The 24,164-nt window shown below is 46.0% G+C and carries 24 protein-coding genes and 1 rRNA gene; 16 read left to right on the forward strand and 9 right to left on the reverse strand.

Annotated elements, in window-relative coordinates:
• The first annotated feature begins 7 nt into the window (after positions 1 to 7).
• From rrf to RH949_RS21040, 5 genes are all read left to right on the forward strand, one after another.
• Positions 8 to 125, forward strand: a 5S ribosomal RNA gene (gene rrf, locus RH949_RS21020).
• Positions 126 to 399: 274 nt separating this feature from the next.
• Positions 400 to 1,833: an FAD-dependent oxidoreductase gene (locus tag RH949_RS21025; RefSeq protein WP_446355882.1), complete on the forward strand. Its 1,434-nt coding sequence runs from the start codon at positions 400 to 402 to the stop codon at positions 1,831 to 1,833.
• Positions 1,830 to 3,098 (forward strand): NAD(P)/FAD-dependent oxidoreductase, encoded by a 1,269-nt coding sequence (locus RH949_RS21030; protein ID WP_006103802.1) that lies wholly within the window; start codon positions 1,830 to 1,832, stop codon positions 3,096 to 3,098. Before RH949_RS21025 ends, RH949_RS21030 begins: the two co-directional genes overlap by 4 nt.
• Positions 3,099 to 3,580: 482 nt before the next feature.
• Entirely contained in the window at positions 3,581 to 3,949 is a 369-nt protein-coding gene (locus RH949_RS21035) for a DUF1667 domain-containing protein (protein WP_446355884.1), read from the forward strand.
• A 207-nt stretch (positions 3,950 to 4,156) separates the two neighbouring features.
• A complete protein-coding gene (locus tag RH949_RS21040; RefSeq protein ID WP_446355886.1) occupies positions 4,157 to 4,519 on the forward strand; it encodes a hypothetical protein in 363 nt (120 codons plus the stop codon).
• 217 nt (positions 4,520 to 4,736) lie between these two features.
• Here RH949_RS21040 and RH949_RS21045 read toward each other — a convergent pair whose 3' ends face one another.
• Entirely contained in the window at positions 4,737 to 5,153 is a 417-nt protein-coding gene (locus RH949_RS21045; protein ID WP_006103773.1) for a Fur family transcriptional regulator, read from the reverse strand.
• A gap of 191 nt (positions 5,154 to 5,344) precedes the next feature.
• On the opposite strand from RH949_RS21045, the gene RH949_RS21050 reads away from it, so the two are divergent.
• Positions 5,345 to 5,917 (forward strand): peroxiredoxin, encoded by a 573-nt coding sequence (locus tag RH949_RS21050; RefSeq protein WP_006103824.1) that lies wholly within the window; start codon positions 5,345 to 5,347, stop codon positions 5,915 to 5,917.
• A gap of 101 nt (positions 5,918 to 6,018) precedes the next feature.
• Here the strand turns inward: RH949_RS21050 and RH949_RS21055 are convergent, their stop codons facing one another.
• Complete coding sequence (locus RH949_RS21055; RefSeq protein WP_006103786.1) at positions 6,019 to 6,435, reverse strand: hypothetical protein; 417 nt, start codon at positions 6,433 to 6,435, stop codon at positions 6,019 to 6,021.
• A 207-nt stretch (positions 6,436 to 6,642) separates the two neighbouring features.
• Here RH949_RS21055 and RH949_RS21060 point away from each other — a divergent pair, with 207 nt between their 5' ends.
• Together RH949_RS21060 and RH949_RS21065 are read left to right on the forward strand one after the other, a co-directional pair.
• On the forward strand, positions 6,643 to 7,491 hold the full coding sequence (locus RH949_RS21060) for an alpha/beta fold hydrolase (RefSeq protein WP_446355889.1): 849 nt from the start codon (positions 6,643 to 6,645) through the stop codon (positions 7,489 to 7,491).
• A gap of 316 nt (positions 7,492 to 7,807) precedes the next feature.
• A complete protein-coding gene (locus RH949_RS21065; protein ID WP_446355891.1) occupies positions 7,808 to 8,896 on the forward strand; it encodes a hybrid sensor histidine kinase/response regulator in 1,089 nt (362 codons plus the stop codon).
• Between the two features lie 170 nt (positions 8,897 to 9,066).
• Here the strand turns inward: RH949_RS21065 and RH949_RS21070 are convergent, their stop codons facing one another.
• A complete protein-coding gene (locus tag RH949_RS21070) occupies positions 9,067 to 9,765 on the reverse strand; it encodes a manganese catalase family protein (RefSeq protein WP_006103887.1) in 699 nt (232 codons plus the stop codon).
• A 464-nt stretch (positions 9,766 to 10,229) separates the two neighbouring features.
• Between RH949_RS21070 and RH949_RS21075 the strand changes: the two genes are divergently transcribed.
• Positions 10,230 to 11,951, forward strand: coding sequence for an adenylate/guanylate cyclase domain-containing protein (locus tag RH949_RS21075; protein ID WP_446355894.1), 1,722 nt, complete (start codon positions 10,230 to 10,232; stop codon positions 11,949 to 11,951).
• Positions 11,952 to 12,102: 151 nt separating this feature from the next.
• Here RH949_RS21075 and RH949_RS21080 read toward each other — a convergent pair whose 3' ends face one another.
• A complete protein-coding gene (locus tag RH949_RS21080) occupies positions 12,103 to 12,939 on the reverse strand; it encodes a Tab2 family RNA-binding protein (protein ID WP_446355915.1) in 837 nt (278 codons plus the stop codon).
• Between the two features lie 114 nt (positions 12,940 to 13,053).
• Between RH949_RS21080 and RH949_RS21085 the strand changes: the two genes are divergently transcribed.
• The gene (locus RH949_RS21085) at positions 13,054 to 13,530 is read left to right on the forward strand and encodes a hypothetical protein (protein WP_446355896.1); all 477 of its coding nucleotides are present in this window, start codon (positions 13,054 to 13,056) and stop codon (positions 13,528 to 13,530) included.
• Positions 13,531 to 13,576: 46 nt separating this feature from the next.
• Positions 13,577 to 14,923 carry a 16S rRNA (cytosine(967)-C(5))-methyltransferase gene (locus RH949_RS21090; protein WP_446355898.1) on the forward strand — a complete coding sequence of 449 codons (1,347 nt, stop codon included), beginning with the start codon at positions 13,577 to 13,579 and terminating at the stop codon, positions 14,921 to 14,923.
• Between the two features lie 60 nt (positions 14,924 to 14,983).
• Here RH949_RS21090 and RH949_RS21095 read toward each other — a convergent pair whose 3' ends face one another.
• Positions 14,984 to 15,166 (reverse strand): hypothetical protein, encoded by a 183-nt coding sequence (locus tag RH949_RS21095; RefSeq protein ID WP_446355900.1) that lies wholly within the window; start codon positions 15,164 to 15,166, stop codon positions 14,984 to 14,986.
• Between the two features lie 54 nt (positions 15,167 to 15,220).
• Between RH949_RS21095 and RH949_RS21100 the strand changes: the two genes are divergently transcribed.
• Both RH949_RS21100 and RH949_RS21105 read left to right on the forward strand, forming a co-directional pair.
• The gene (locus RH949_RS21100) at positions 15,221 to 15,643 is read left to right on the forward strand and encodes a tellurite resistance TerB family protein (RefSeq protein ID WP_006103856.1); all 423 of its coding nucleotides are present in this window, start codon (positions 15,221 to 15,223) and stop codon (positions 15,641 to 15,643) included.
• 417 nt (positions 15,644 to 16,060) lie between these two features.
• Entirely contained in the window at positions 16,061 to 17,305 is a 1,245-nt protein-coding gene (locus RH949_RS21105) for an S-layer homology domain-containing protein (RefSeq protein WP_446355903.1), read from the forward strand.
• A gap of 46 nt (positions 17,306 to 17,351) precedes the next feature.
• On the opposite strand, the gene RH949_RS21110 is transcribed toward RH949_RS21105, so the two are convergent.
• On the reverse strand, positions 17,352 to 18,788 hold the full coding sequence (locus RH949_RS21110) for a GAF domain-containing sensor histidine kinase (RefSeq protein WP_446355905.1): 1,437 nt from the start codon (positions 18,786 to 18,788) through the stop codon (positions 17,352 to 17,354).
• Between the two features lie 450 nt (positions 18,789 to 19,238).
• Here RH949_RS21110 and RH949_RS21115 point away from each other — a divergent pair, with 450 nt between their 5' ends.
• Entirely contained in the window at positions 19,239 to 19,556 is a 318-nt protein-coding gene (locus RH949_RS21115; RefSeq protein ID WP_044209540.1) for a DUF3155 domain-containing protein, read from the forward strand.
• A 195-nt stretch (positions 19,557 to 19,751) separates the two neighbouring features.
• Positions 19,752 to 20,783: an ATP-binding protein gene (locus tag RH949_RS21120; RefSeq protein ID WP_446355908.1), complete on the forward strand. Its 1,032-nt coding sequence runs from the start codon at positions 19,752 to 19,754 to the stop codon at positions 20,781 to 20,783.
• A 187-nt stretch (positions 20,784 to 20,970) separates the two neighbouring features.
• On the opposite strand, the gene RH949_RS21125 is transcribed toward RH949_RS21120, so the two are convergent.
• The 3 genes from RH949_RS21125 to RH949_RS21135 are packed head-to-tail and all read right to left on the reverse strand — an operon-like array spanning position 20,971 to position 22,118.
• Complete coding sequence (locus RH949_RS21125) at positions 20,971 to 21,351, reverse strand: DsrE family protein (protein ID WP_006103800.1); 381 nt, start codon at positions 21,349 to 21,351, stop codon at positions 20,971 to 20,973.
• A 20-nt stretch (positions 21,352 to 21,371) separates the two neighbouring features.
• Positions 21,372 to 21,782 (reverse strand): DsrE/DsrF/TusD sulfur relay family protein, encoded by a 411-nt coding sequence (locus RH949_RS21130; protein ID WP_446355910.1) that lies wholly within the window; start codon positions 21,780 to 21,782, stop codon positions 21,372 to 21,374.
• Between the two features lie 18 nt (positions 21,783 to 21,800).
• On the reverse strand, positions 21,801 to 22,118 hold the full coding sequence (locus RH949_RS21135) for a DsrE family protein (protein WP_006103843.1): 318 nt from the start codon (positions 22,116 to 22,118) through the stop codon (positions 21,801 to 21,803).
• A 569-nt stretch (positions 22,119 to 22,687) separates the two neighbouring features.
• Between RH949_RS21135 and RH949_RS21140 the strand changes: the two genes are divergently transcribed.
• Positions 22,688 to 23,659 carry a D-alanyl-D-alanine carboxypeptidase gene (locus RH949_RS21140; protein ID WP_446355912.1) on the forward strand — a complete coding sequence of 324 codons (972 nt, stop codon included), beginning with the start codon at positions 22,688 to 22,690 and terminating at the stop codon, positions 23,657 to 23,659.
• Positions 23,660 to 24,164: the final 505 nt, after the last annotated feature.

Consider the following 24,164-nt stretch of genomic DNA (forward strand, 5'->3'; position numbering starts at 1 on the left):
AAGCTTGTCTGGTGTCTCTGGCGCAATGGCTCCACTCCGAACCCATCCCGAACTCGGCTGTGAAACTTTGCTGCGGCGAAGATACTTTGGGGGTTGCCCCCTGGGAAAATAGCTCGATGCCAGACTTCTTCTTTTATAAAGTCCTCTTTTCCGTAAGAAAAGAGGGCTTTATGCTATGGAAACCTTTTACTTGACTGGTGTTCTAGCTACAATGAACGATTCAACGAAGTAGAACGGTTGAGTTTCGCTTCATTAGTTAAATAAATCTAAAAAATTCCTAGATAGGTTCGATATCAAAACGTTGGTTTCTTATACTGGAATAGTCTATTAGCATTTTAATTAATTATTTTCAGAGTCCCTAACAAGAATTAAGTCAAAAAATTATGACAGGTCAGAACTATGGTTTACGATGTAGCTATCATTGGCGGTGGCGTAATTGGTTGCACGATCGCGCGTGAGTTAATGCGCTATCCTATCCGTGCTGTTTTGTTGGAGAAAGAGAGCGAAGTCGGATTCGGAACCAGTAAAGCCAACAGTGGGATTATTCACGGCGGTCATCACGGCTCCCCTAACACCCTGAAAGGGAAACTAGAGTGGTTGGGGAATCAAATGTGGGATACAATCTGTGATGAGCTAGGTTTCGGGTTCAAGCGCATTGGCGAACTGACTGTCGCTCTAGCCCAAGAACAACTCCCCACCTTAGAGAAACTCAAACAACAAGGTGAAGAAAAAGGCGTTCCTGGTCTGGAAATGTGGGATCAGGAACGCTTACTCCGAGAAGAACCCCGCCTCAATCCCGACGCCATCGCCGGACTCTATGCTCCAACCACAGGGGTGATCAATCCTTACGAAGCCTGTTTTGCTCTGATTGAAAATGCCTGTCTGAATGGGTTGGAATTGGTGACCGATAGTCTAGTGCAAGACATTGACCAAACGGACGACATTTGGACAATCAAAACAAATCGCGGAGAATTCCCGACTCGCTTTATCATCAACGCGGCGGGACTTTGGGCAGATCGTATCGCTCAGATGGCAGGAGTCCAACCCTTTACTATTCGCCCTCGCAAAGGGGAGGAATATATCCTGGATAAGCGGTTAATGGGTTTAGTCAAACGGGTAATTTTCCCCTGTCCCACTCCCGTGTCCAAAGGAATTCTCGTCATCCCCACCTACGATGGCACGATCATGGTTGGTCCCACGGCAGAAATGGTTGATGATAAGGAAGACTTGACCACTAGCGTCGCCGGAGGACAAACCGTTTTCCAGATGGTCAGACAAGTCGTTCCCGGTATTAGTCCGAGGGATTGCATCGCTGAATTTGCTGGGTTGCGGGCGGTTACGGAAACTGAAGACTTTATTATTGGTCCAACTGACAAAAAAGGCTTTATTAACGTCGCGGGTATCCAGTCCCCCGGACTCACAGCGGCTCCGGCAATTGCTGAAATGGTAGGAGATATATTAAGGGAGGAAGGTCTGCCCTTACAACCCAAGGATGATTTTGTCCCCTCCATTCCCAAACCCATCCATTTTGTCTCCCTGTCTACAGACGAACAAATTGCCCTAACTCAAGAAAATCATCATTATGGTCGCATTGTCTGTCGCTGCGAATTAATTACCGAGGGTGAGATTTTAGATTCCATTCATCGGGGCGCACGCACCCTCGACGGCATCAAATTCCGTTCCCGCGCCGGGATGGGGCGCTGTCAAGGGGGGTTCTGTACTGGACGGTGTATGGAACTGCTATCGCAAGAATTAGACCAGCCGCTAGCGCAAATTACCAAACGCGGCGGCGACACTTGGATTGTTCGGGAACGGGAGGAGGTAGCCAAATGATTACAGACACAATCAGCCACTTAAAAAAAGAGTATGATGTCGTGGTCGTCGGTGGCGGTCCTGCGGGCATGGCAGCCGCCTTAGGCGCTAGACAAGCCGGAGCAGATCGCATCCTGATTGCTGACCGTGAGAAAGAAGCAGGCGGTATCCTGTTGCAATGTATCCATCCAGGTTTTGGACTCCAGCATTTTAAAGAAGAACTCACCGGTCCAGAATATGCCCAGCGCTTTTTGGAGCAAGTCTTAGAAACGGACATAGATATTGTCAGCGATGCTTACATCCTGGATATTAGTGCTGACAAACAAGTCAAACTCATGTCCGGTAGCCAAGGCGTCCACGTTCTTTCCACCAAAGCCGCTGTACTAGCAATGGGTGCCAGAGAACGCACACGCGGCGCTATTCGCACTCCTGGTACTCGCGCTTCCGGTGTCTTGACCGCTGGGTTAGCCCAGAAATTTGTCAACATGATTGGTTATCTGCCTGGATATCGGGCGGTGATTCTTGGTTCTGGGGATATTGGCTTAATTATGGCGCGACGGTTGACATTGGAAGGCGTAGAAGTCGCAGGCGTGTTTGAAATTATGCCTCACGCCAATGGACTCAATCGTAATATTGTCCAATGTCTGCACGACTTTGACATTCCCCTGCACCTGTCCACCACCGTGGCGGATATCCATGGCAGAGATCGAGTGGAAAAGGTTACTGTTGCTCCCGTTGATGAAAACTTTACCCCAAATTTAGAGCAAAGCTGGGATATTCCTTGTGATACCCTGCTGCTGTCCATTGGTTTGATTCCAGAAAACGAACTATCCCGACAGTTGAAACTCCAGATTGACCCCGTAACCAGTGGTCCGGTGGTGAACAGCATGATGGAAACCTCCATGGATGGAGTTTTTGCTTGTGGTAATGTTGTCCATATTCACGACTTAGTGGATTTTGTCAGCCAGGAAGCCTTTCTCGCCGGCAGCAATGCTGGAGCTTACGTCACCGAACAACGCCCTCCGGGGGATAATATTCGCCTAATTCCAGGGGAAAATGTGCGCTACTGCGTCCCTCATACTATTTCCACTGACCGAGAACACACAGTTTACATGCGGGTTAAGCGCCCCATGGAACAAAGCGTATTGCGTTTAGGTGACGTGTATGAGAAAAAACTACGTTTTGTTTTGCCAGCAGAGATGGTTAATCTCAAAGTACGTCCTCGGTTTTTGGAGAACTTTCACGGAGATACCTTGCGGGTAGATGTTGTACCCTTTGAAGATTAAAGGAGTAAGGTGCGGGAGATGGAGAAGATGGGGCGCGATGTTCCAGACGTGATGACAGAAGCGTCTGGGAGATGGGGGAGTGAACTCAACATTGAGTCAGGGCGGGTTTCGTACCAACGTTACCATCATCAACCACAAGAAAGTCCTTAAACCCGCCCCTACAAACCAGGTTCCTTCAAGGGTGGCGAAGGAGTCTCTAGTGCAGCGGGCATAAAAATACTTGAGCAGCTTCGTAGATACGATGAAGCAGGGGGAGCAGAGGGAGCAGGGGAAGCGGGGGGAGATATTAGCTGTTCAGTTATTTCTGCCTTCTTGCACTAGTAATATCATGTCCTTATCGTCAGTTATCATTTACTTCTCCCTGGCAACCTTCTTCTTTCCCTTCTACCATCTGCCATCTGTCCTGGAGCCTTGTCTCCACCAATGGTGTAAGTATTCAACCGGACATGATATAAACAATCAGCAATCACCAGGTATTTATTATGACAACGATTACTCATTACCTTTGTATTGGCTGTCCCCTAGGTTGCCGTTTAGAAGTTGAAGATGAAGACAACAAACTTGTCGAAGTGCGGGGTTTTAACTGCAAACGGGGACAAGAGTATGCTAAACAAGAACATACCGAACCTCGCCGTATGGTAACAACAACTGTACAGGTAGAACAAGGGCGTTGGGCTAGGCTTCCGGTGAAAACCAATATGGCTATTCCTAAAGAAAAAATGCAAGAATTGTGCCAAGCGCTGCGTCAAGTGAAACTAACTGCACCTGTGAAAATGGGTGATGTGATTTTGGCGAATGCCTTGGAAACAGGGGCGGATGTGGTTGCTACCAGAGACATGCCAGCCGCTTGAATTAGATTGATTCTGTCCTCGGACGAAGTGAAGGATTTCGTTCGAGGACAGATTACCTCTTTGACTGCAACTTGGTATAAACTCGCCCTGGTCAAATTGCAAAATTGAGTCAACCCGAGAACTCCCCCATCTCCCTGTTTCCTCGCTGGAAATGTTAATGGTAGCTTAGACGATTACTTGAAACACATTATAGTATAGATAGCCACCGTGTTTGAAGTTGAGTTGACCGACCAAGCGATCGAGGATTCTATGATGCACTGGGATTATCGGGTATTCTTTGAGGATAGTGGCTACACAATTCGTACCGTATATTATGATGACCACGGTGCGATAGCTGCCTGTTCGGAAAAGCTGCTCAAGCCTTTCGGAGAATCACTCGAAGATCTGCAAGACGAATTACATCTTTTACAGGCGGCTTTAAAAAAGAACGTTCTTTCGGCCTCTGATGTGCCAGAGCAAAGCGTTCGCCCGAAGGTAAAGCGGGGAAAATCGTTAAAGGCGGTTCGCGAGCAACTTGGCTTACACAAAGAAGCGGCTAAAGAGGTTAGGAAAGCCAAGCGTGGTTACTAGAGCTCGCGGATCTAGAACACTTCGCTCAAACGGGTGATTCGTCGTCCTTTCCACCCGAATGCTCCCCATCGTAGCGCACTTGTGTAGGGGCGGGTTTCACAACTATCGTTTATGACTTCACCCAAATGGAACTAAACCCGCCCCGATCCAATTGTGATTTTGATTCAACTGAGAACTCCCCCATCTCCGCGACAAAGGACGAATGACAAAGGACAAATCATTGACAGCGATCGCAGATTCCATGTACCGTCACTTCATAGCTTTCAGCTTGCATACCAGAAGGTAGGCGGTTCAAACCAACGCTTTCAAATGTATCCCAAGGAATATCTTTAATCGCACCGCAACAGCGACAACGAAAATGATGGTGGCGATCAACATTCGCATCGTAACGACAGACACCTTCCTCTAATAAAACTTCCCGCACCAGTCCCACTTCCCGCAGTGCTTGTAGCGCACTGTATACAGTCGCTTGAGAAGACGTTGGCGCTTGGTGATTGAGATCGCTGAGGATTTGATCTGCCGTCGGGTGATCAAAACGAGTCAGCAAATTGGCATAGACAGAAAATCGCTGTGGGGTAACCCTCAACCCCTTGGATTTCAAGACTTTAATCAGGTTTTCTGCTTGCTGCTGCATGGTATTCACCGTTTTCATAAGCAGTTCTTTAATTATAACACTCTTTTTTAGGAGTTATACTTGTCTAGCAGCTAGACTGAAAAATAAGTATTTATTACTATTGACTCATTCTTAAATCAGAATTATTCTGAGTTATAGTTAGATATAGCTAAAGCAAACAAAAATCTAGTCGTCTGTAAAACGAGGTAAATATGGCTGTTATTGATCGTGTACCCGACGCTGTGTTCAAGACTCGCGTGCGTGATGAGTCTGTAGGGGGTTCAAATCCCTACCGTTGGCAAGATCGGACAACGCAGGAAATCTTTGGTGGCAAAAAAGTTGTTGTGTTTTCCTTACCGGGTGCGTTTACACCCACCTGTTCATCTAACCACCTGCCTCGCTATGAGGAACTCTATGATGAGTTCAAGGCACAGGGTATCGATGAAATCATTTGCCTGTCGGTGAATGATGCGTTTGTCATGTTCCAGTGGGGTAAGCAGCAAGGGGCAAAGAATGTGTTATTGCTCCCCGATGGTAATGGCGAGTTTACCCGCAAGATGGGAATGCTAGTCGATAAGTCCAACCTGGGTTTCGGAATGCGTTCCTGGCGCTATTCGATGCTGGTGAACGACGGCAAGATTGAAAAATTCTTTGCTGAACCTGGTTACAGCGACAACTGCCCGGATGACCCCTTTGAAGTCTCCGATGCGGATACGATGCTTGCTTCCCTGAAGGGACAAGAATCCGCAGGTGTATCTGAGCCACGTATGGCATTTGTTGGTTAATTTGAACTACCATCTGTGGGGACACGACATGTCGTGTCCCTACCGTTTGTGTATGATGATGTTGGGTGTCTTCTCACTGTGCCAGCCGACACCTGATTCAACTACCTGAATAACTCAAAGACTTGTCTGCAGAACTGTTTGAGCTTGTCACTCACCTCCGGTGCAGGCTGATAATTACCGACACATTGCCAGTTCTCAACCGTCGAAAGTCGCCAAGCTTCTCCTTGATGATTAAATCCTGCCGCATCTAAACCGATCAAGCGATGAGACTGTTCTAAGGGATCTTGGTAAAACCGAATTTGTAGTAAGATGCTGCGGCTTTGTAACTTTCTACTCCACCCAGGAAAGTGAAAACCGATATCGATTGAGTCAGGATCAACTAGATTGCGAGTATCGGGGTCATTTTGCCAAGGTTTCAAGTCCGCCTTGGCATCGGGAAACTGGGACTTAAACAAGTTGACTATGGCGGCTATCTTGGTGGTTACCTCTAAACCCTTGGCTTGTTCCGCAGCATTCATGATTAAATCTCCTATGGTTAACGCTTATTTACAAGATTGCTTCATTATTTATTACAATTAGCGAGTCTGTTGGCTATCTGTTTAGCAGACAGGGGATATGTTGTGATTTGTTGACAATTCCCGGAGATCAGAAATTACCAGGAAAACTTGCTCAAACGTCTACAGGGCGGTAAGCTCAAAGCACGGTCAAGGTGTAGGAAAAAAAGCGTGTCCATTCAGGAAAAGTCCATTCAGGTCGGGTCGCTAGAGTGGTTTTATCGGGAAGCTACTCCAGTTAATCCCAGTACACAACCCCCAGTGCTGCTGCTTCATGGTTTACCCTCCCAGAGTTACTCATGGTCAGCACTGATGCCCGATTTAGCCGACAAAGGATTCCGTGCGATCGCGCCAGACTGGATTGGTGCGGGTTTCTCAGCTAAACCAGACCGTCGTAAGTTTGCCTATACGCCAGATGCTTTTATTAAAGCCTTAGCAGAATTTATCCAACATCTGCAAATCGAGCGATTTTATCTGGTTGTCCAAGGGTTTCTGGGTTCAGTGGGACTCCAATACGCTTTGCGTTACCCCGATCAGGTTGAACGGTTAGCCATTCTCAACACCCCTGTCTCATCAGCAAGTCAGTTACCGTGGAAGATCAAGCAATTGGGCTTACCCTTGGTCGGTGATATGTTGACCCAAGATCCCTTGTTGGTCGATCGCACCTTAGAAGGCGGTAGTGGCTATCGCGTGTCTGATAAAGATTTAGACGTATATCGCCGTCCCTTTCTCAGCAGTTCTGATGCTGGGCGAAGTTTACTGATGACGGTTAAAAATCTGCAATTTAAATCCTCGATGGCAGAAATCGAAGCCGGATTTCGCAACTGGAATCAACCCACATTGATTCTTTGGGGGATAAAAGATCCGTGGCTTCCCTTGGTTCAAGTTCAAGAATTTGCCAAAATGATTAAGAATGTCGAATTGGTAGAACTAGAAGAAGCCGGACATTATCCCCAAGATCATTGGTCTGAGAAGGTGAGTAATAATCTGCTGCTGTTTCTACGCCGTCAAGCGTTGTAAAGAGAGGAGTTGGGGTTGTAGAGACGTTCCGGTGAAACGTCTGGAAGCTAGAGGAGAAAAAATTAAATTAGAGTTTTCTACAAGTAGTAAGCTGTTCGGCATTCAAACCTTAATGTCAAACCCAAACGTGCATCAAAACAATAAACGGCATTCATCTGATGTCCTACTGATCCTGGCGACTGCTATATAACCTCCGTAAATCTACTGAAATGAATCAATTGGGGTCAAGTTGATATCCGTAAAATCCCCCTGGAATGGCTAAAAAATAAACAGCTAGGATACAAGAACGAAATAGCTGGGCATCCGCCAGAACCTTATGGCTAAGATTTTAGTAATTGAAGACGAATTATCCGTTCGAGACAATATTCTAGAGTTGCTCGAAGCCAACAATTTTCAGGTCACTGAGTCAGACAATGGATTAGCAGGTATCCAACTCGCGACCCAACAATTACCCGATTTAATTGTTTGTGATGTGATGATGCCAGAATTAGATGGCTACGAGGTGTTAACCGCCTTGCGCTCTAATCCAGCCACACAGACGATTCCCTTCATCTTCCTCACCGCTAAAGCCAGCCGAGATGACTGGCGACAAGGAATGGAACTTGGTTCCGATGACTATCTGACCAAACCATTTACCGCTAAAGAACTTCTTAGCGCGATCGCGACTCGTTTGTCAAAGCAGATGGCAATTCAGCAGCAGTCTGAAGCCAAGTTGGATGAGCTACGCAGTAATATCACCTCGGCTTTACCAAGAGAACTGCAAACTCCCCTAAATAGTATCGTTGGTACATCACATACACTGCTGGCGGACTATATTGAAGCCGCATCTGTCAGATCGATGATCGAAGATATTCAAGCGTCTGGACAGCAATTATCTCGGTCGATTCAAAACTTTTTACTTTATGCTGAATTAGAATTAGCCGAAACCTCCAGTGAACGGCGTCGAACCTTTCAAACCTATCAAACGCGATTTTCATCAGCAATTATTTCCGCTCAAGCGATTGCCAAGGCGCGAGAGTTCAATCGAGAGTCTGATCTACTACTAAATTTAACCGATACCGCTGTACAAATGGCAGCACCTCGACTTCAGAAGTTAGTTTTTGAACTTGTCGATAACGCTTTTAAATTTTCCCCCGATGGCACACCTGTTACTGTCACCAGTATAGTTAAAAAAAATCGACTGGTCTTGGCAATTAGTAATCAAGGGACAGGAATGACGGCAGAACAAATTGTCCAAGTGGGAGGCTATATGCAGTTTGAGCGCAAACTCTATGATCAGCAAGGTTCCGGATTGGGGTTAACAATTGCTAAACGCCTTACTCAATTCCATGGGGGTGAATTCGTCATTGAAAGCGTTCCGGATAAGCAAACTATTGTTACTGTTTCATTACCCGTTTCGAGATAATTGATGCTGTAATTGAATGGAACGCAAACAATATAGCATTACCCTCTGCAATAGTGGAAGTATTCAGCCAAACAGGGAATATTTAGGTTGGTTTACTGGTATAAACTCAACCCAAATATTCACCATTTTAGCAGCGACGTCAAGCTACTCAAAACCTGACTCAATTGTCTCTAAGAATGACTAGCTGTGGGGTTAGCTACATACTTAAAGTCGGGGGCAGAATTCCACGGCTTATCACCTTGTTGAGGGTTGTCGTCTGACTCTGTTGATAAGTTATAGTACAGATCAACAGTGCTATCAGGTTCGATGTTGCCAAACATGGGATCAGTGAGTTTACCCATAGAATCTAACGCATTCATAAACATCTTAGTGTGGGAAATTTCGCGGGTAAGTAAGTGTACTAGCGTCTCTTTTGTCCCCGGATCAGGTGCTAGTTTGATCAGGGATTCGTAGGTTTGACGAGCGCCAGCTTCTGCGCCTATATTTGCTCGTAAGTCGCGGACAATATCGCCACCTTCATTAATATAGGTAGCCGTCCAAGCAGAGCCTTGACTATCTAAGAAATGAGGACCCATTCCCCGTACTGCAAAGAGCGTACTTTTATACGCATCAGTCTGGTCAACATTTTTGGTGTGAGATTCAATTAGTTTGCCAATCATCTCTAAATGGCTAAATTCCTCAACCGCGATATCTTGTAGCATATTCCGAATGGAGGGATTTTCACAGTGAAAAGACTGCACCCAGTACTGTAGAGCAGCAGTGAGTTCACCTGTAGCGCCACCGAATTGTTCTAACAAGAGTTGGGCAAATTGAGGATGTGCTGTCTCGATATTAACGGGTTGAATGGTTTCCTTTTTGTGGAAAAACATGATTTTTTTTGAGTATAGCTATAGAGGCAAAACCTGCCCAGTCATCAATCAACTGAGCTTAAATACCACGGTAATCAATAAAATTTAATTCTACCTTAACCTAAAGATAGAAACGACTGTAGAGATTGTTTTGAATTGACTAAACCGTACACCTAAAAAATATGCCTTAAGTAATAGACATCCTCCATCTGACTCGAATTAATCGTCTGGCTTAGGTGGATACTTCAGTCAGAAAATAGGCTTTTATTCAGATGTCTGTAGTAACCTACCCATAATGGGTTCAGCGTGGCGGAAATAAAGTGAGTCCTTACGCCTTACCGGAATTTCTTCCTTTATCGCCTTGAATTGTTGTACTTTACTTTGTAGGGAGAAAGAACGACTCCCTAATACAGCATGGCAGAAATAACTGACCAGCTCACATCTCTCCCAGCTTATCCCTTGTCCGCCACTCCCCTGCTGAACTTATGAGCCTGCGCCAGAAAACTCTACTCCTGATTGGTCTCACCCTTGCGGGTTTAATTGGTGTCCTCTACGCCAGTCTATCGCTAATTTTAATCCGTAGTTTCGCGCAAATCGAGGAACAACATGCGTATCGTAATGTGCGGCGGGTACAGGAGGCGTTATTCGATGAATTAGATAGTTTAGCTGTTTTAGCGGCTGATTATGGTGAGTGGGATGATACTTATGCGTTTATTGAAGATACCAGTCAAAATTATATTCAAGAGAATCTATCAGATACAAATTTAACGAATATTAACCTCAACCTGGCTTTATTCTTTAACCGCCAAGATGAATTGGTTTTTGGTAAACATTTTAATTTAGCTCAGCAGCAACAAATCCCCATTCCTACTCCCTTAATCCAACAACTGAATTCCAATAATGTTTTACTACAGCATCCGGATACCAGTAGTAGTATTACAGGGTTAATTCTCTTACCCCAGGGACCGTTAATGATTGCCTCAAATCCCATTCTTACCAACGAGGAAACTGGTCCCATGCGGGGGTCTTTGATTATGGGTCGTTACCTGAATGACCAGCGCATTGAGGCGTTAGCGGAACTCACCCAACTCAATCTTAAGGTCTACCGACTCAATAATACCCAATTACCCACTAAATTGCAGACTGTGCAGTCTAGCCTATCTGAACAGGAGTCCCAACCCAATCAGGCTCCCATCTTAATCCAGATTATAAGTCGGGAGGCGATCGCAGGCTATACCCTCCTCCGCGATATCTATGGTCAACCTGCGTTACTGGTTCAAATCGACATCCCACGAGAAATCTATCAACAAGGTCGTGTTAGTCTACGTTATCTTATTTTATCTCTCTTAGGTTTAGGGATTCTTTTTAGTGTCGGTACTCTTTTCCTATTGGAAAAAATGGTACTGTCTCGCCTAGCAAAACTGAGTACAAACGTACATGAAGTTGGCACAAGTAATGACCTATCGCTACGAGTTAGCGCCAAGGGAAATGATGAATTAACCCACCTGGCACAAACAATAAACTCGATGCTAGACGCCTTAGAGTCTTCTACCAAAAACCTGGTTGCTGAACGAGAAAAGGCAGAAAATCTCCTCCTGAATATCTTACCGGAATCTATTGCCAAACGCCTGCAAAAAGACTCGGATACGATTGCCGATAGTTTTGAAGAAGTCACGGTTCTCTTTTCCGATATTGTGGACTTTACTCGCCTATCAGGAGAAATCTCGCCCACCGAACTGGTCAATCTCCTCAATGAGATTTTCTCGCGGTTTGACCGTTTAGTAGAACTCCATGGCTTAGAAAAAATTAAAACGATTGGCGATTCCTACATGGTTGTCGGTGGCTTACCCTTACCGCGTCAGGATCACGCTGAAGCCGTTGCCGAATTTGCCCTGGATATGCAACAGGAAATTGATGCGGTTAATGCCCAACAAGGACACGCTTTCATGATGCGTATTGGCATTCACAGTGGTCCAGTCGTCGCTGGGGTGATTGGGTTGAAAAAGTTTATTTATGATTTGTGGGGTGATACGGTTAATACAGCTAGTCGTATGGAATCCCATGGTCTTCCGGGTTATATTCAGGTTTCTGATGCCACGTATGAACATTTAAAGGATAAATATGTTTTTCAAGAACGGGGTTCAATTTCCGTCAAAGGCAAGGGAGAAATGACGACATACTTTCTCAAAGAGCGTAAGACAGAATGAATAGGGGAGTCGCATAATGGTGTTAAGCTGCACTAAGCTTAACACCTACCTTGTCTCTCTTATCTTGTAAACTGATGCTATTGCTGTTGGGTTTCACTGGCGTTCAACCCAACCTACGCTTTAACTGTTCTGTTCCCTGTTCCCTAATAAATCAATCAGCCATCAATAACCAAAATCCGGTATACGTCATTCCCGAATCATCCGGTTGCACCAACAAAAAATGCAATCCCTGACTCGTTTGCTTGCGCTGTTCATACAACCTCGCCGCCGCCGCTACTTCTTTATCTTCAAAGGTTGCCATTACCCAGCGTTCCACTAATCCGGCTTCTAAAATTAACCCATCTGGCGCACCGGGAATATAATTAAGCGCTACAGGTTGAACCTCTTGCAGCCAACGCGCTAATGGCATCGACTGACGCCCCCCATCAATCACGACTCCCGGAACAGCTACCGTTGAGGCTAAACCTAATTGGAGAGGTAAGAGTTCATTTGGCATCTGTAAAATTGGAATCGGGCGTTGGGCAAACCCCTCCTCAATATCCCCTGCGGGAATACTAGCAAATCGCCAGCGATCGCCCCAGAGATTTTCGGGTAAGGGTAAGGGTGGCGGTTTGTCTAAGCTAAGGGGGTTGTACGCTTCCCCAGTGTAATTCTCGTGCTGTGGATACTCTAACGTTCTTTCCTGTAATCGTTGCTTGAGGGCGGGCGTGCGTCGTGTCGCTTCTACCTTAATCCCCAATTGTTGTCCCACCTCCTGGAATAAATTGAACGACTGGGGGCGAAAGACGTGAATCGCATCCGGTAATCCTGTCTTAGCCGCCGCGACTTGCACCTGAGACACCAACCAATCACGGGTGACATCTGGCTGAGGACAGAATGATTGATATATAACATTGCCTGTGGTGTCACAAATTAATAATTCCCATAAGACTTGCCCAGTTTCATTTTGCAGAGGACGCCGATAAAAATCTGCTTGCCAAACATTTATTGATAAAGTCATTTGTCATTCGTCATTGGTCATTTTTCTTATGTAAAGTCGGGGCGGGTTTAGTTATAGCAATCGCCATAGCGGTTAGGACGCATCATTTGGTAAAGACGCGCCATGGCGCGTCTCTACAATAGTTCGTTTGTCCTAATCGATGTGTCTACTGCTATACATCTGGGTGTAACCAAAAAGATAGTCGTGAAACCCGCCCCTACACAATCTCCCCAGCTCCCTCTGCTTCATCGTATCTATGAAGCCGTTCTGATTGATTTTGGCATTGCCCGTGAATTTAGCCCCAATATTACCCAAACCCATACCCAGTCGTTATCTGAAGGATTTGCCCCGATTGAACAGTATGATTGGCGATCCAAACGAGGCGCTTATACTGATGTTTATGCTTTAGCCGCCACGTTGTATGCCTTGCTAACGGGTGAAATTCCCTTACCTGCACCGATGCGAGCATACCGTTTAGAATTAGAACCCCCTCAACAGCTTAATCCTAAAATTAGCGATCGCTTCGGTTTAACCGTACAAAAGCAAATCTGGCAGAGTATTCTAGATAAGCAGAAAAGTCATTGGCAAGCCTGGTGTTAGCGCCTCTGATCGTCATTTGTTTATGTAAAGGTTTTTTGAGTCATCCATGGCAAACCCTCGCCAGCTTGCATTCCTCGCCCTACGAGATATCCACAGCCACGGTGCGTTTACAGATATTGCGTTGGATCGAGTGCTTCGTCATACTACTCTCAACCGTCCTGATCGCGCTCTGTTAACGGATTTAGTCTATGGTACAACCCGATACACTCGCACCCTGGATGCCTTAATTGATCAACTGGGGAAGAAAAAAGCCCACCAGCAGCCCCCAGACTTGCGCCTCATTCTGCATCTGGGCTTATACCAATTGCGCTATCTACAACGGATTCCCCCATCAGCCGCCGTTAATACCAGCGTGGAACTAGCTAAAGCGAATCAATTAAAAGGACTAGCTGGGGTGGTTAATGGGGTGCTGCGACAGTATGCCCGTCTAAACACAAATCCCCAATTAGATGATCCCTTGCAGTTACCCCCCCAACCCATCCAACGTCTGGGTATCCTCTATAGCTTTCCCGACTGGATCATCGAACTGTGGTTAAATCAATTAGGCATTGAGGAAACCGAAGCCCTTTGTCAATGGTTCAACCAACCGCCAACTATTGACCTGCGGATCAATCTCTTAAAAGCTTCCATTGATACAGTAGAAACAGCGATGCAAGCCGCAGGTATTCAGGTTCAGCGCCTTCCTCACCTTCCCCAAGCCTTACGCTTCCAAGGAAGTACAGGTTCAATACAAACGCTTCCTGGATTCAACGAGGGATGGTGGACAATTCAAGATAGTAGCGCCCAACTGGTGAGTCATTTACTTAATCCTCAACCCCATGATGTCATCATTGACGCCTGTGCTGCACCGGGCGGGAAAACCACGCATCTTGCCGAACTCATGCGCGATCGCGGTACAATCTGGGCATGTGATAAAGCCGCGTCTCGCCTAAAAAAAGTTAAAGCCAATACCCAACGGTTACAATTACAATCCATTCAAATCTGCCCAGGCGATAGCCGTGATTTTCCCCAATTTACCCAAAAAGCTGATACTGTTTTACTCGACGCCCCCTGTTCTGGTTTAGGTACACTGCACCGTCGCCCCGATATCCGGTGGCGTTGTACTCCAGCCAGAGTTCAGGAACTTTCTGTACTGCAAAGTGAACTATTAACGCAGACAGCCACCTGGGTTAAACCTGGAGGCGTCCTCGTTTACGCCACCTGCACTTTGCACCCCCAGGAAAATGAAGCCGTGATTCAAGCCTTTCTGGAACGTCATCTCCACTGGTGTATTGATGCACCCCCGCCGACACTTACCGCTTTTTCTACGCCTCAAGGCTGGCTGAAAGTCTTACCCCATCAGCATCAGATGGATGGCTTTTTCATGGTGAGATTGAAGCATCTGGGGGATTAGTCCTTTGTCATTAGTCATTTGTGATAATTGAACGGTCAGGTCGGGGCGGGTTTAGTTATATCAGGGTGAAAACGAAACGTTAGTGGTAAAACCCGCCCCTACAAAAAATGCTCCCTCTGCTTCCCCAGCTTCCTCTGCTTCCCCATCTTCCCCAGCTCCCTCTGCTCCCCCAGCTCCCCCAGCTCCCCCATCTTCCCTTAACCAAGCCTGCTCATTGGTAAAGATTAGAACGTCTAAGCGCATTTCTGGGGACAGTTCTGATATAGATAGAGCAGAAGTTCTTTGTAGAAAAACGTCATGGTTACAGACTCTCATGTCAAACAGCTTGTAAAGATTCTGATTGGTGCGGCTTGGATCGATGGTCGAATTCAGCCAGAGGAACGGCAGTATCTGCACCAAGTCGCCCAGCAATCCAATGTGGCTGAAGACCCAGAAATTCGACCCTTGTTGAACGAACTCAAATCGGTATCCAGTGACCAGTGTTATAGATGGGTGCAAGAGTATTTGGGTGATCATCCCAGCCAAGAGGATTATCAGGGCTTGATTGAAGCGATTAGTGCTTTGATTTACAGCGATGGCGATGTAGATACTGAGGAAGCTAAACTGCTCACTCGCTTACAGCTTCTCGATCCCGCCCAGGCTTCTCCCAAGTCCACTCATAATAGTGTGCTTAAAGCCATTCAAAAACTCTACCACCGCTGGATTGACCAGCAATCTTAGTGATGTGGGATTGGGGTTGTTCATTTGAGTTCTCAGTTAATTTTTTCTCCCACAAGGGCAGGTTTAGTCCAGTTATCGATGTGTCACAAAATGTTATCCGGACAGGTTTAGTCAAATTTTACCGACAGGGCTAAAACGTTATGGGTAAAAACCGCCCCTAAAGATCGGCTTTCCCTGCTTCTTCAGCTTTTATCCTTTACTCTAAAAGTCAGTAGAGGATTTTTTATTTTTTGGAAACTAATTGTCCGGACGGATCGTCATTCACACTGAAAATGTTCCCATAAAGCAGTGACGAGCAAAACATTTTTTTGCTAAACTTTATCTAATGAATGGGTAGGAAAATTTTAGGAACATCTGGAATTCTAAACGGTCTAGTAAATTAACAAACAGAACGATTCGTGTTGGAGAACGCCTTTAATGTCTAACTTTCATCCCTGGCAATCTGGAACCGCTGCATTTTTAGCCTTTGGATTAACGGCTGGTGCGATCGCTCCCTTCGTTACAGGTGCATCAGCGCTTGCCCAAACCACAAGTTTCTCAGATGTTTCTTCTACCTACTGGGCGGAAGACTTTATTACAGAATTAGCCCAACGGGATATTATTGCCGGTTTTCCGGATGGTACATTCCGACCGGATGCTCCCGTAACTCGCGCCCAGTTTGCGGCGATGATGCGTAAGGCAAATCAGGCTTTTAATAAAGCCGATCAACGCGGGTCAACGAACTTTGTTGATGTCCCTTCAAGATACTGGGCGTATTCTGCCATCCAAGATGCTTATAAAACAGGATTTCTAACGGGATATCCAGGGAATGTTTTTAGACCTGAACAAAATATTCCTCGTGAACAAGCCTTAGTTTCATTGGCAAATGGTTTGGATTATTCAGCAAGTTCAACCAGTGTTTTAAATTACTACAATGATGCCTCTCGCATTTCCAGTTGGGCGCGGACATCAATAGCTGCTGCTACAGAGGAACGCTTGGTGGTGAATTATCCTAACGTTAAATCGTTAAATCCCCAGCGGAATGCTAGTCGTGCTGAAGTTGCGGCGTTTATTTACCAAGCGTTAGTGAGTGAAGGGGAAGCACAAGTCGTCAGTTCTCAGTACATTGCTGATCCGACGCCTGTTGCTCAAAATTTCACGATTCCTGCGGGTACAACTATTCCAGTTAAATATATCCGAGAGAAAATTCTGATCGCTGAAGAAGACGAGCAATTACCCTTGACGTTAACGGTTGATGCGAATATCACCACCTCTGATGGTACAGTATTGATTCCGGCGGGTAGTGAGGTTGTCGGTGAGTTGCGTTCTACCAATGGTGGCGCTCAATTTGTCGCCGAGAAACTGGTGATGAATGGTCAGCAAATGACTATTGATGCGGCGTCTGAAGTAATCACCACAACTGAAACAGTCACTCAAGGTACCAGTGTCGGGAATTTAGTCAAGAATGCAGCACTCGGTACAGCGGCGGCGGCGGCGATTTCGGCGGTAACGGGAGATCGGGCGATCGCGACGGAAGAACTGTTGATTGGTACGGGGTCTGGTGTAGCATTGAGCTTAATCCAACGCTTCCTCGGTCGCAACAGTGTGGATCTGATTGTGATTGAACCGGATACTGATTTAGATCTGAAACTTGCTGAGAATTTAGTTATCAGCGCCAACTAGCGTCATTGTGTAGAGACGTAGCATGCTACGTCTCTACAATCCAAATTCATGATTCATGAATTGGCAACCAAACGACAAACGTTGTTCCCTGGGTTGACTTCCCCCCAGAACGGCGAATCGCTACATCTAACTGGGGTTGAGTCCACGGTGACTGCGCCGGACTAAAGACCTCGATTTGACCCTGGATTTGTTCAATCAGTGTTTTGGCGATCGCTAACCCTAAACCACTCCCCGGAATCCCTGTATTGGCTTGTATTCCCCGATAACGCCGCTCAAATAAATGCTCGATGTCTTGGGGCGGAATTCCAACTCCAGTGTCAGTAATCGCAATTCCCACCATTGTTCTCGTCTCATCTTTGGGTTGACCCACACCTGCTTCCACATCAATTTGCCCCCCAGCGGGCGTGTATTTTAAGGCATTGTCAATTAAATTATTTAAAACCTCTCGTAACGCCCTAGCGTTTGCCCGCACAGGGGGTAAGTCTTGGGGGATCGAGTAGCGTAATTCTAAATCCCGTTCCCCCGCGATCGCTTGGGCGGAAATGAGCAGGGGTTCTAATACTTCGGTGATGGTGAATGACTCGACAATCAGGGTTTTACCCGGAAGCAAAGGAATGGCTGGTGCGTCTGTCTCTGGTTCTGAGTTAACCGGAGAAACAATTTTCCCAGTCTCGTCTGATTCGGGTTCGGGAAGTGGACAAGTTGCGGCGCTAGCTGATGCGGGTAAGGTTAACGGTTCACTTGTTGGTGCATCCTGATCTAAGCACTCATCAAAATCTTGTAACAGTTCCTTCAAGCGATCGCTCTCTCGCACAATACTAGCGGCAACGTTATGATTTTTATCATCGGGTTGCAGTCGATTGAGTAGCAGTTTGCCAAAGGTTCGCAATGCGGTTAAGGGATTGCGAAATTGATGCAGGATATCATCCAGCCGATCCCGTTGCTGTACCTGTAGACGGCGTTGCTGAGTCCATTCCTGCTCAAACCAAGCCCGACGCCGATCCATTAAGTAGGCAAGTGTCAATGTTCCAGCGATGCGTTCAATCGCTGTCTGTTCTTTTTCATTCCATGGTCGATCATCGCGACTTGTGACTAATAATCCCATAACTACTTCTTCGTGGATTAGAGGCAAAACCATTTGCCGTCCTTGAGATAAGGGAGAGTTGTCTTGAGAAAGTGAGGTGGAATCGGGGAGATGGTGATCCTCAGCAGGTTGAGGTAAAAGGCGAGGTACAGCTTCAGCAAGGCGGGGAATCGTATCCACTGAACTCATGCGATCGGGCAATGTTAACTCCGTCTCCTCCTCTTCCCATATCGCTGCTTCTGGATAGACCACTACGGGAATCAGCTTAGGTTGCGCTGCCTCGTCGAGTTTATCCGTTGTTAAATATACCGCACTCAACGCCGCGCCTAGACTTTGAGTGAGGATTCCAACCTGTGATTGACACAAGGCGACAAATTCTGAACTAGCAGGAATGAACATGAGAATTGCGTGATCACCACCAGAGGGCTTTTACGACAGAACCCAATAGAGGTTCCTTTTCTATAATGTCGAACAATTGACACGACTGACTATTACCCAAAAGGTGTAGGATGACAGTCATTCGTCCTTTGTTCTTTATTATCTCCCCCATCTCCCCCATCTCCCCCATCTCCCTCATCTCCCTCATCTCCCTCATCTCCCTCATCTCCCTCATCTTCCCAGCCCTCTCCGGCGGCTTTTTGTGAACTTTTTTAACGAAAAATTAATTTTTTTGGTCGTGATTTTTAAAGGCTCATCGCTCAAAGCCTCTTTCAAACTTAGCATTGAGGCATTTTAGGTAGATCTATCAAACCATAAAAAGATATTGATATTTCAGATTCAAGCAGATATACTTACGACGGCTTTTGTAACTAACATTACAACTGTCGGCAAAAAGAGGAGGTAAAGAGGTTGGCAAGAAGACGTAAGCGCAAGAGTCGCCGCCGCCAAGAGGGGCGCAAGATCCTAGAACATGTGCCTCAGTATAATCTAGAAAGCGGTGAAGATAAACCGGTTACAGCAGCACGTAAATATATTCAATCAGCCGGGATTATTCCGCCCGCTTTGCTACTCGTTAAGCGAAATGAGCATACGACAGACCGTTATTTCTGGGCAGAAAAAGGTTTATTTGGCGCTCAATATGTTGAGGAAAATCATTTTCTGTTTCCCAGTCTGAGGGTGCTGGATGCTCCTGTCGAAAAGGCGGTAGTTGCGGTTCAAAGCCGCTGACTACAGCCAAATCTTACGAATTGACCAGTGCTTTGACACTTGTCAAGAGGCAATTCATTTCATTCCTGCTAGGGGGGTGAGATGAATTGCCTAATTTTTTATGAAGGTAGAAGGCACAAGGGAAGGAGAAAGGTTGCAAAGTAGAAGAAAATGATAACTGTTGAGTATGCTTGTCGAGTCATTTTCCTCTGATTCATGAGTTCAGTGCAACCGTCTCGTCCATTTATAGTCGGTGCCGCGATCGCGGATTCCCGATTTTTTGTGGGACGCCACGAGGAGTTGCAACAGATGACTACTCAGATGACAGGTACCCTACCCGGTAGCTTAAATGTGGTCGGGCGCAGACGCATTGGCAAATCCTGGCTGCTTTATCACTTCTGTCAAACGTATCAGGAATACGTTTCTCAACCGGATCGGTTTATTAGCATTTATCTTTCGCTTCAGAATTCCGACTGTCATGGGGACGAGGGATTTTATCATAAGGTTGGGCGACTGTTGTGGAATCATCCCCAAGTGCAGCATCAACATGGGTTAATGGAGGCGCTGAGAGTTCCCCAGTTCAACCGCTTGGCATTTAGTAGCGCCATGGGACATTGGAAACGACAAGGCGTGTTAGCGGTACTCTGTTTGGATGACTTTGAAGTATTAATCCGCCATTATCGGGAATTTGATGATGGATTCTTTGATAACCTGCGATCGCTTGTTGATAGTGGTGCGTTAATGGTAGTGGTAGCGTCTCCCCGGAAATTGGAATTTTATCAGCATCGATATCGTCTCACCTCGCCGTTTTTTAATTTGAGTCAGGTGTTGGCGTTGGGGGAATTGCGGGAGGAGGAGGCGTGGGAATTAGTGCGTTTATCCGATAGTCAGGGTAAAGAGGGACAAGCGGCGTTGAGTCCCCCGGATCAGAAATTAGCAAAGCAGTTAGGGGGTACGCATCCCTTTTTATTGCAGTTAGCCGGGAGTTTACTATGGGAAGCGCGTCAGCAGGGACGAGATATAAACTGGGTTAAGGGGAGGTTTGAAGTAGAAGCAAGGCGTACTCCTGGGTATAGTTTTGAATTGCACCAATTACCGCTTCCGTTGCAGGTATTGGTTCGGTTTCCCTTAAATTTAGGGCGGATGGTGAGAGGGATTCGGGGGACGGTGGACGAAATTGGTAATTTGATGGTGGGGACGGTTATTTTAATTGGGGTTATTTTAGGTGTTGTTGTGTTATTGAGGTAAGACAGGGCGGGTTTTGTTTTTTTGTTATCGGTGAATAGCTGACTTGAGTCCCTAAACCCGCCCCTACAGAGTCCCTAAACCCTTCCCCTACATGGGCTAAACCTGCCCTTACTAACGAATGTATAAAGACGTTTCGCTGGAATGTCTCTACATAACCGCTAACTTTTACCAATGCCAAAGCTAACTTTTACCAATGCCAAATTTGATCGTAATTACCAAATAACCCTGGCAAATCCTGACCCGCCACTTGAGTCACACCGTTAATCATTTTCCCTTCAGGAATCCCACGAGATTTGACATCATCTGCCACAATATAAACCGTAATTCCTTTCTCTATGGCCCCCTGCAAATCTTGATCCAGTTTAGGCGGCTGGGTTTGTGGCTTATTCCCAAACACCAATCCAGAGGCATCCTGTCCACTTACGGCATAATTCACCGCATTCCCTCTCAGCAAAATATCTAAATCCGCACCAGCACCTTTCATCGCTTGAGAAATCCACACTGATGGATCATCTTGTTCTTCAATCGTACAGCGATAAGCAGATTCAATGATTTGTAGCGCTTTCATCTTAATATCTCCAATCCTTCCTATTTCGTCGCAATAATTAACGTTCCATCCGACTCACTCGCCCATTTCCATAAATCACTAGGTTTACCACGACGACAACCATCAATCGCTTCATTTACCCCTCGCTCATCTACACAAAGCCCACAATTAATCCAATCTAATTGACACCCTTTAGCTTTGGCTTTTGCCTGTAATGCAGCAATCCAATCTTTAGTTAAGGGATGATCTTCTTCCTCCACACTTCTCCCATGAACCGCATTGGCGTGGGGTTTTTGATGAGCAAAGGCTAAAGAAACTGCCCCTTCGTAAGCAAAAACATTCACATTATACCCACGCTCAATTGCCTCATGAATCATCCGAAACGCCGTGGTTGTCCTTGCTTGTTCAAAAGGACTATCCATAATCGAAAAGGTTAAGGTTTTGGTACTCATTTTTTTACTTATCTTCCGTTACAGCCAAATCGTTTTTTGTCCTTCTGCCATGGCATCAACCACAGCCGCAATGCTAGCCACTTGCACACCATTGCCCAGTTCTGTCTCTGAGATACCGCGTTCTCTCAGGGAAAAATCATCTGCCAATACGTTGACAGCCTTGAGATTTGCTAAACCATTCGCTGCCGCTGCACGAGCCGCTAATACGCCATTTTCCACCAGAAACAAGGTGGTTTCATTTCCGGCATTAGCTAAATCTGATGCCAACTGATAATTTTGAGTCACTTGGGTTGAATCAAAGGAACTCCTTGATTCAATTAAAAAATACTTTGCCATTCTGTTTGGCTCTCCAACCGATTAGTCAAATCAAGCACTAATAATGCCAGGACTCCCAACTATAATACAGGTTTAATGTATTGGCAAGATTATTTTTAATTCACGGTTTTACGCATTTGTCAATATTTTAATTTTAAAAAATGTTTATTTTTGAATCGGTTATGTTCAATTATGTTTATTTTTGTGTAGAAGTGGTTATTCGTCATTAAACAGGGAACAGGGAACAGGGAACAGGATAAGGTAGCGTTATCGGTAAAACATCCCCTGCACCTGTGCACCTCAGCACCCCTGCACAATTAGATTAGATGGCGAAGACAGCGCCTACTACGAACCGCGCACGTTCTCTGGAAGGAAAAACGGCAAACCGTCCTGATGACAGCGTTTTGAGCCAGAAAAACAACCACAGAAATCAAAATGACGGGAACATAATCCCTGTCCCCAGGGTTCTAAGGTGTTCAGTGTTCAGGGATAATTCCTGGCAATTGATGGAGTGGTGTAGAGACGTAGTATGCTACGTCCGTGCATTCTCACCTACAGAGCAGACTTATCGTGCCGCAATGAGCCGCATCATGTTATCTTGCTCAATTAGCGATCGCGCTTTGCTCATGCTCCCAAAACGATGCCCAGATTGTAAAGACTTGCAAACGATGAAACCAATGAATCCTTGGCAGAAGCAATCCCTAGCCATACTCACCGTCGGTGTGATGGCGATGGGTAACGTCATGACTCCCAGCATCGCCAGGGCGACAACGGCGGCTAATTTAACCAAAAGCGCCGATTCAATTGAAATTTTTGTGCCGCCTCCAGAACGTCAAACAAGTGGCGTTTGTCCCGATTTGTTGGGACTGTATATCGACTCAATCATTAATCGTCCCAATTTAGCGGGGGGCAAATGGGGAATTGTCGTGGAATCCTTATCGAATCCTGCGATTTCCTACAGCCACAACGCCAATCAATTTCTCATCCCAGCTTCTAATAACAAACTCTTTACCACCGCCGCCGCTTTACAACGGCTGGATTCGCAAGCCTTAATTCAATCAAAGTCGTTAGATGAATGGGTGACAGTCACCAACCAAAGAAGCAGTAACAGCTATGCGGATAGCCTACTGCGTTACATTGGTGGACCCTCTGCTGTGAAGCAGACGTTAGCACCTTTAGGTGTTGACCCCAATAGTTTTCGACAGGTTGATGGCTCAGGTTTATCCCGGCAGAATGTAGCCACGCCGCAAGCATTAATCGCGACATTAAAAGCGATGATGTATGCCAAGGGGAATGATTTATTTTATCGTTCTTTACCCGTTGCCGGGGTAAATGGAACTCTGAGAAATCGCTTACGGTTACCTGAAACTCAAGGCAGAATTCGGGCAAAAACGGGAACATTACGAGGAGTAAGAAGTCTGTCTGGGTATTTAGAACATCCCTATTATGGGACGATTTTGTTTAGCATTATGGTGAATCAACCGTCTCAATCAGGACAGGTATTAGTGGGGGCGATTGATGAAATTACTTTGCGTTTGGCTCAGTTAACGCCTTGTCAGTAATCTTTGCTGTCAGTAGCCGGACGAAAATTAAGGTTAACGGTTGAGATTGAGATTAGGAAACAGAGAACGCAGAGGTTAACGCTTCAGTGGCACAGAGGTTTTAGCCCGGTGTGATATTTTGTGCCAGCAGCTTGTAGGGGCGCAAGGCTTGCCATCAGTGTCAACTTAAGGTGAGAACTAATACAGGGGGAGCGTTTCAACCACAAACCCAAAACCCATCTCCCATCAAGGGAGAAGGGGAATCAGCACGATTAATGATATAGCAACCGCCATGGCTGTTAGGACACATCATTTATGTAGAGACGTTGCATGCAACGTCTCTACAATGGTGCCGAACGTCCTAATCGATATGTCTATTGCTATAAAACCTAGACTCCGCACTTCAATTTGAAGTACAAAAAACTACATGGCTGATACAGGCAAAAAGTCCGAAAAATTAAACCTTTGAATATCTTCTAAAGAAACAGTAATTTTTTTGGGGACTCTTGAGGGTTTTTTTGAGCAG

The organism is Coleofasciculus sp. A1-SPW-01, from assembly GCF_040217205.1.
GTDB lineage: Bacteria > Cyanobacteriota > Cyanobacteriia > Cyanobacteriales > Coleofasciculaceae > Coleofasciculus > Coleofasciculus chthonoplastes_A.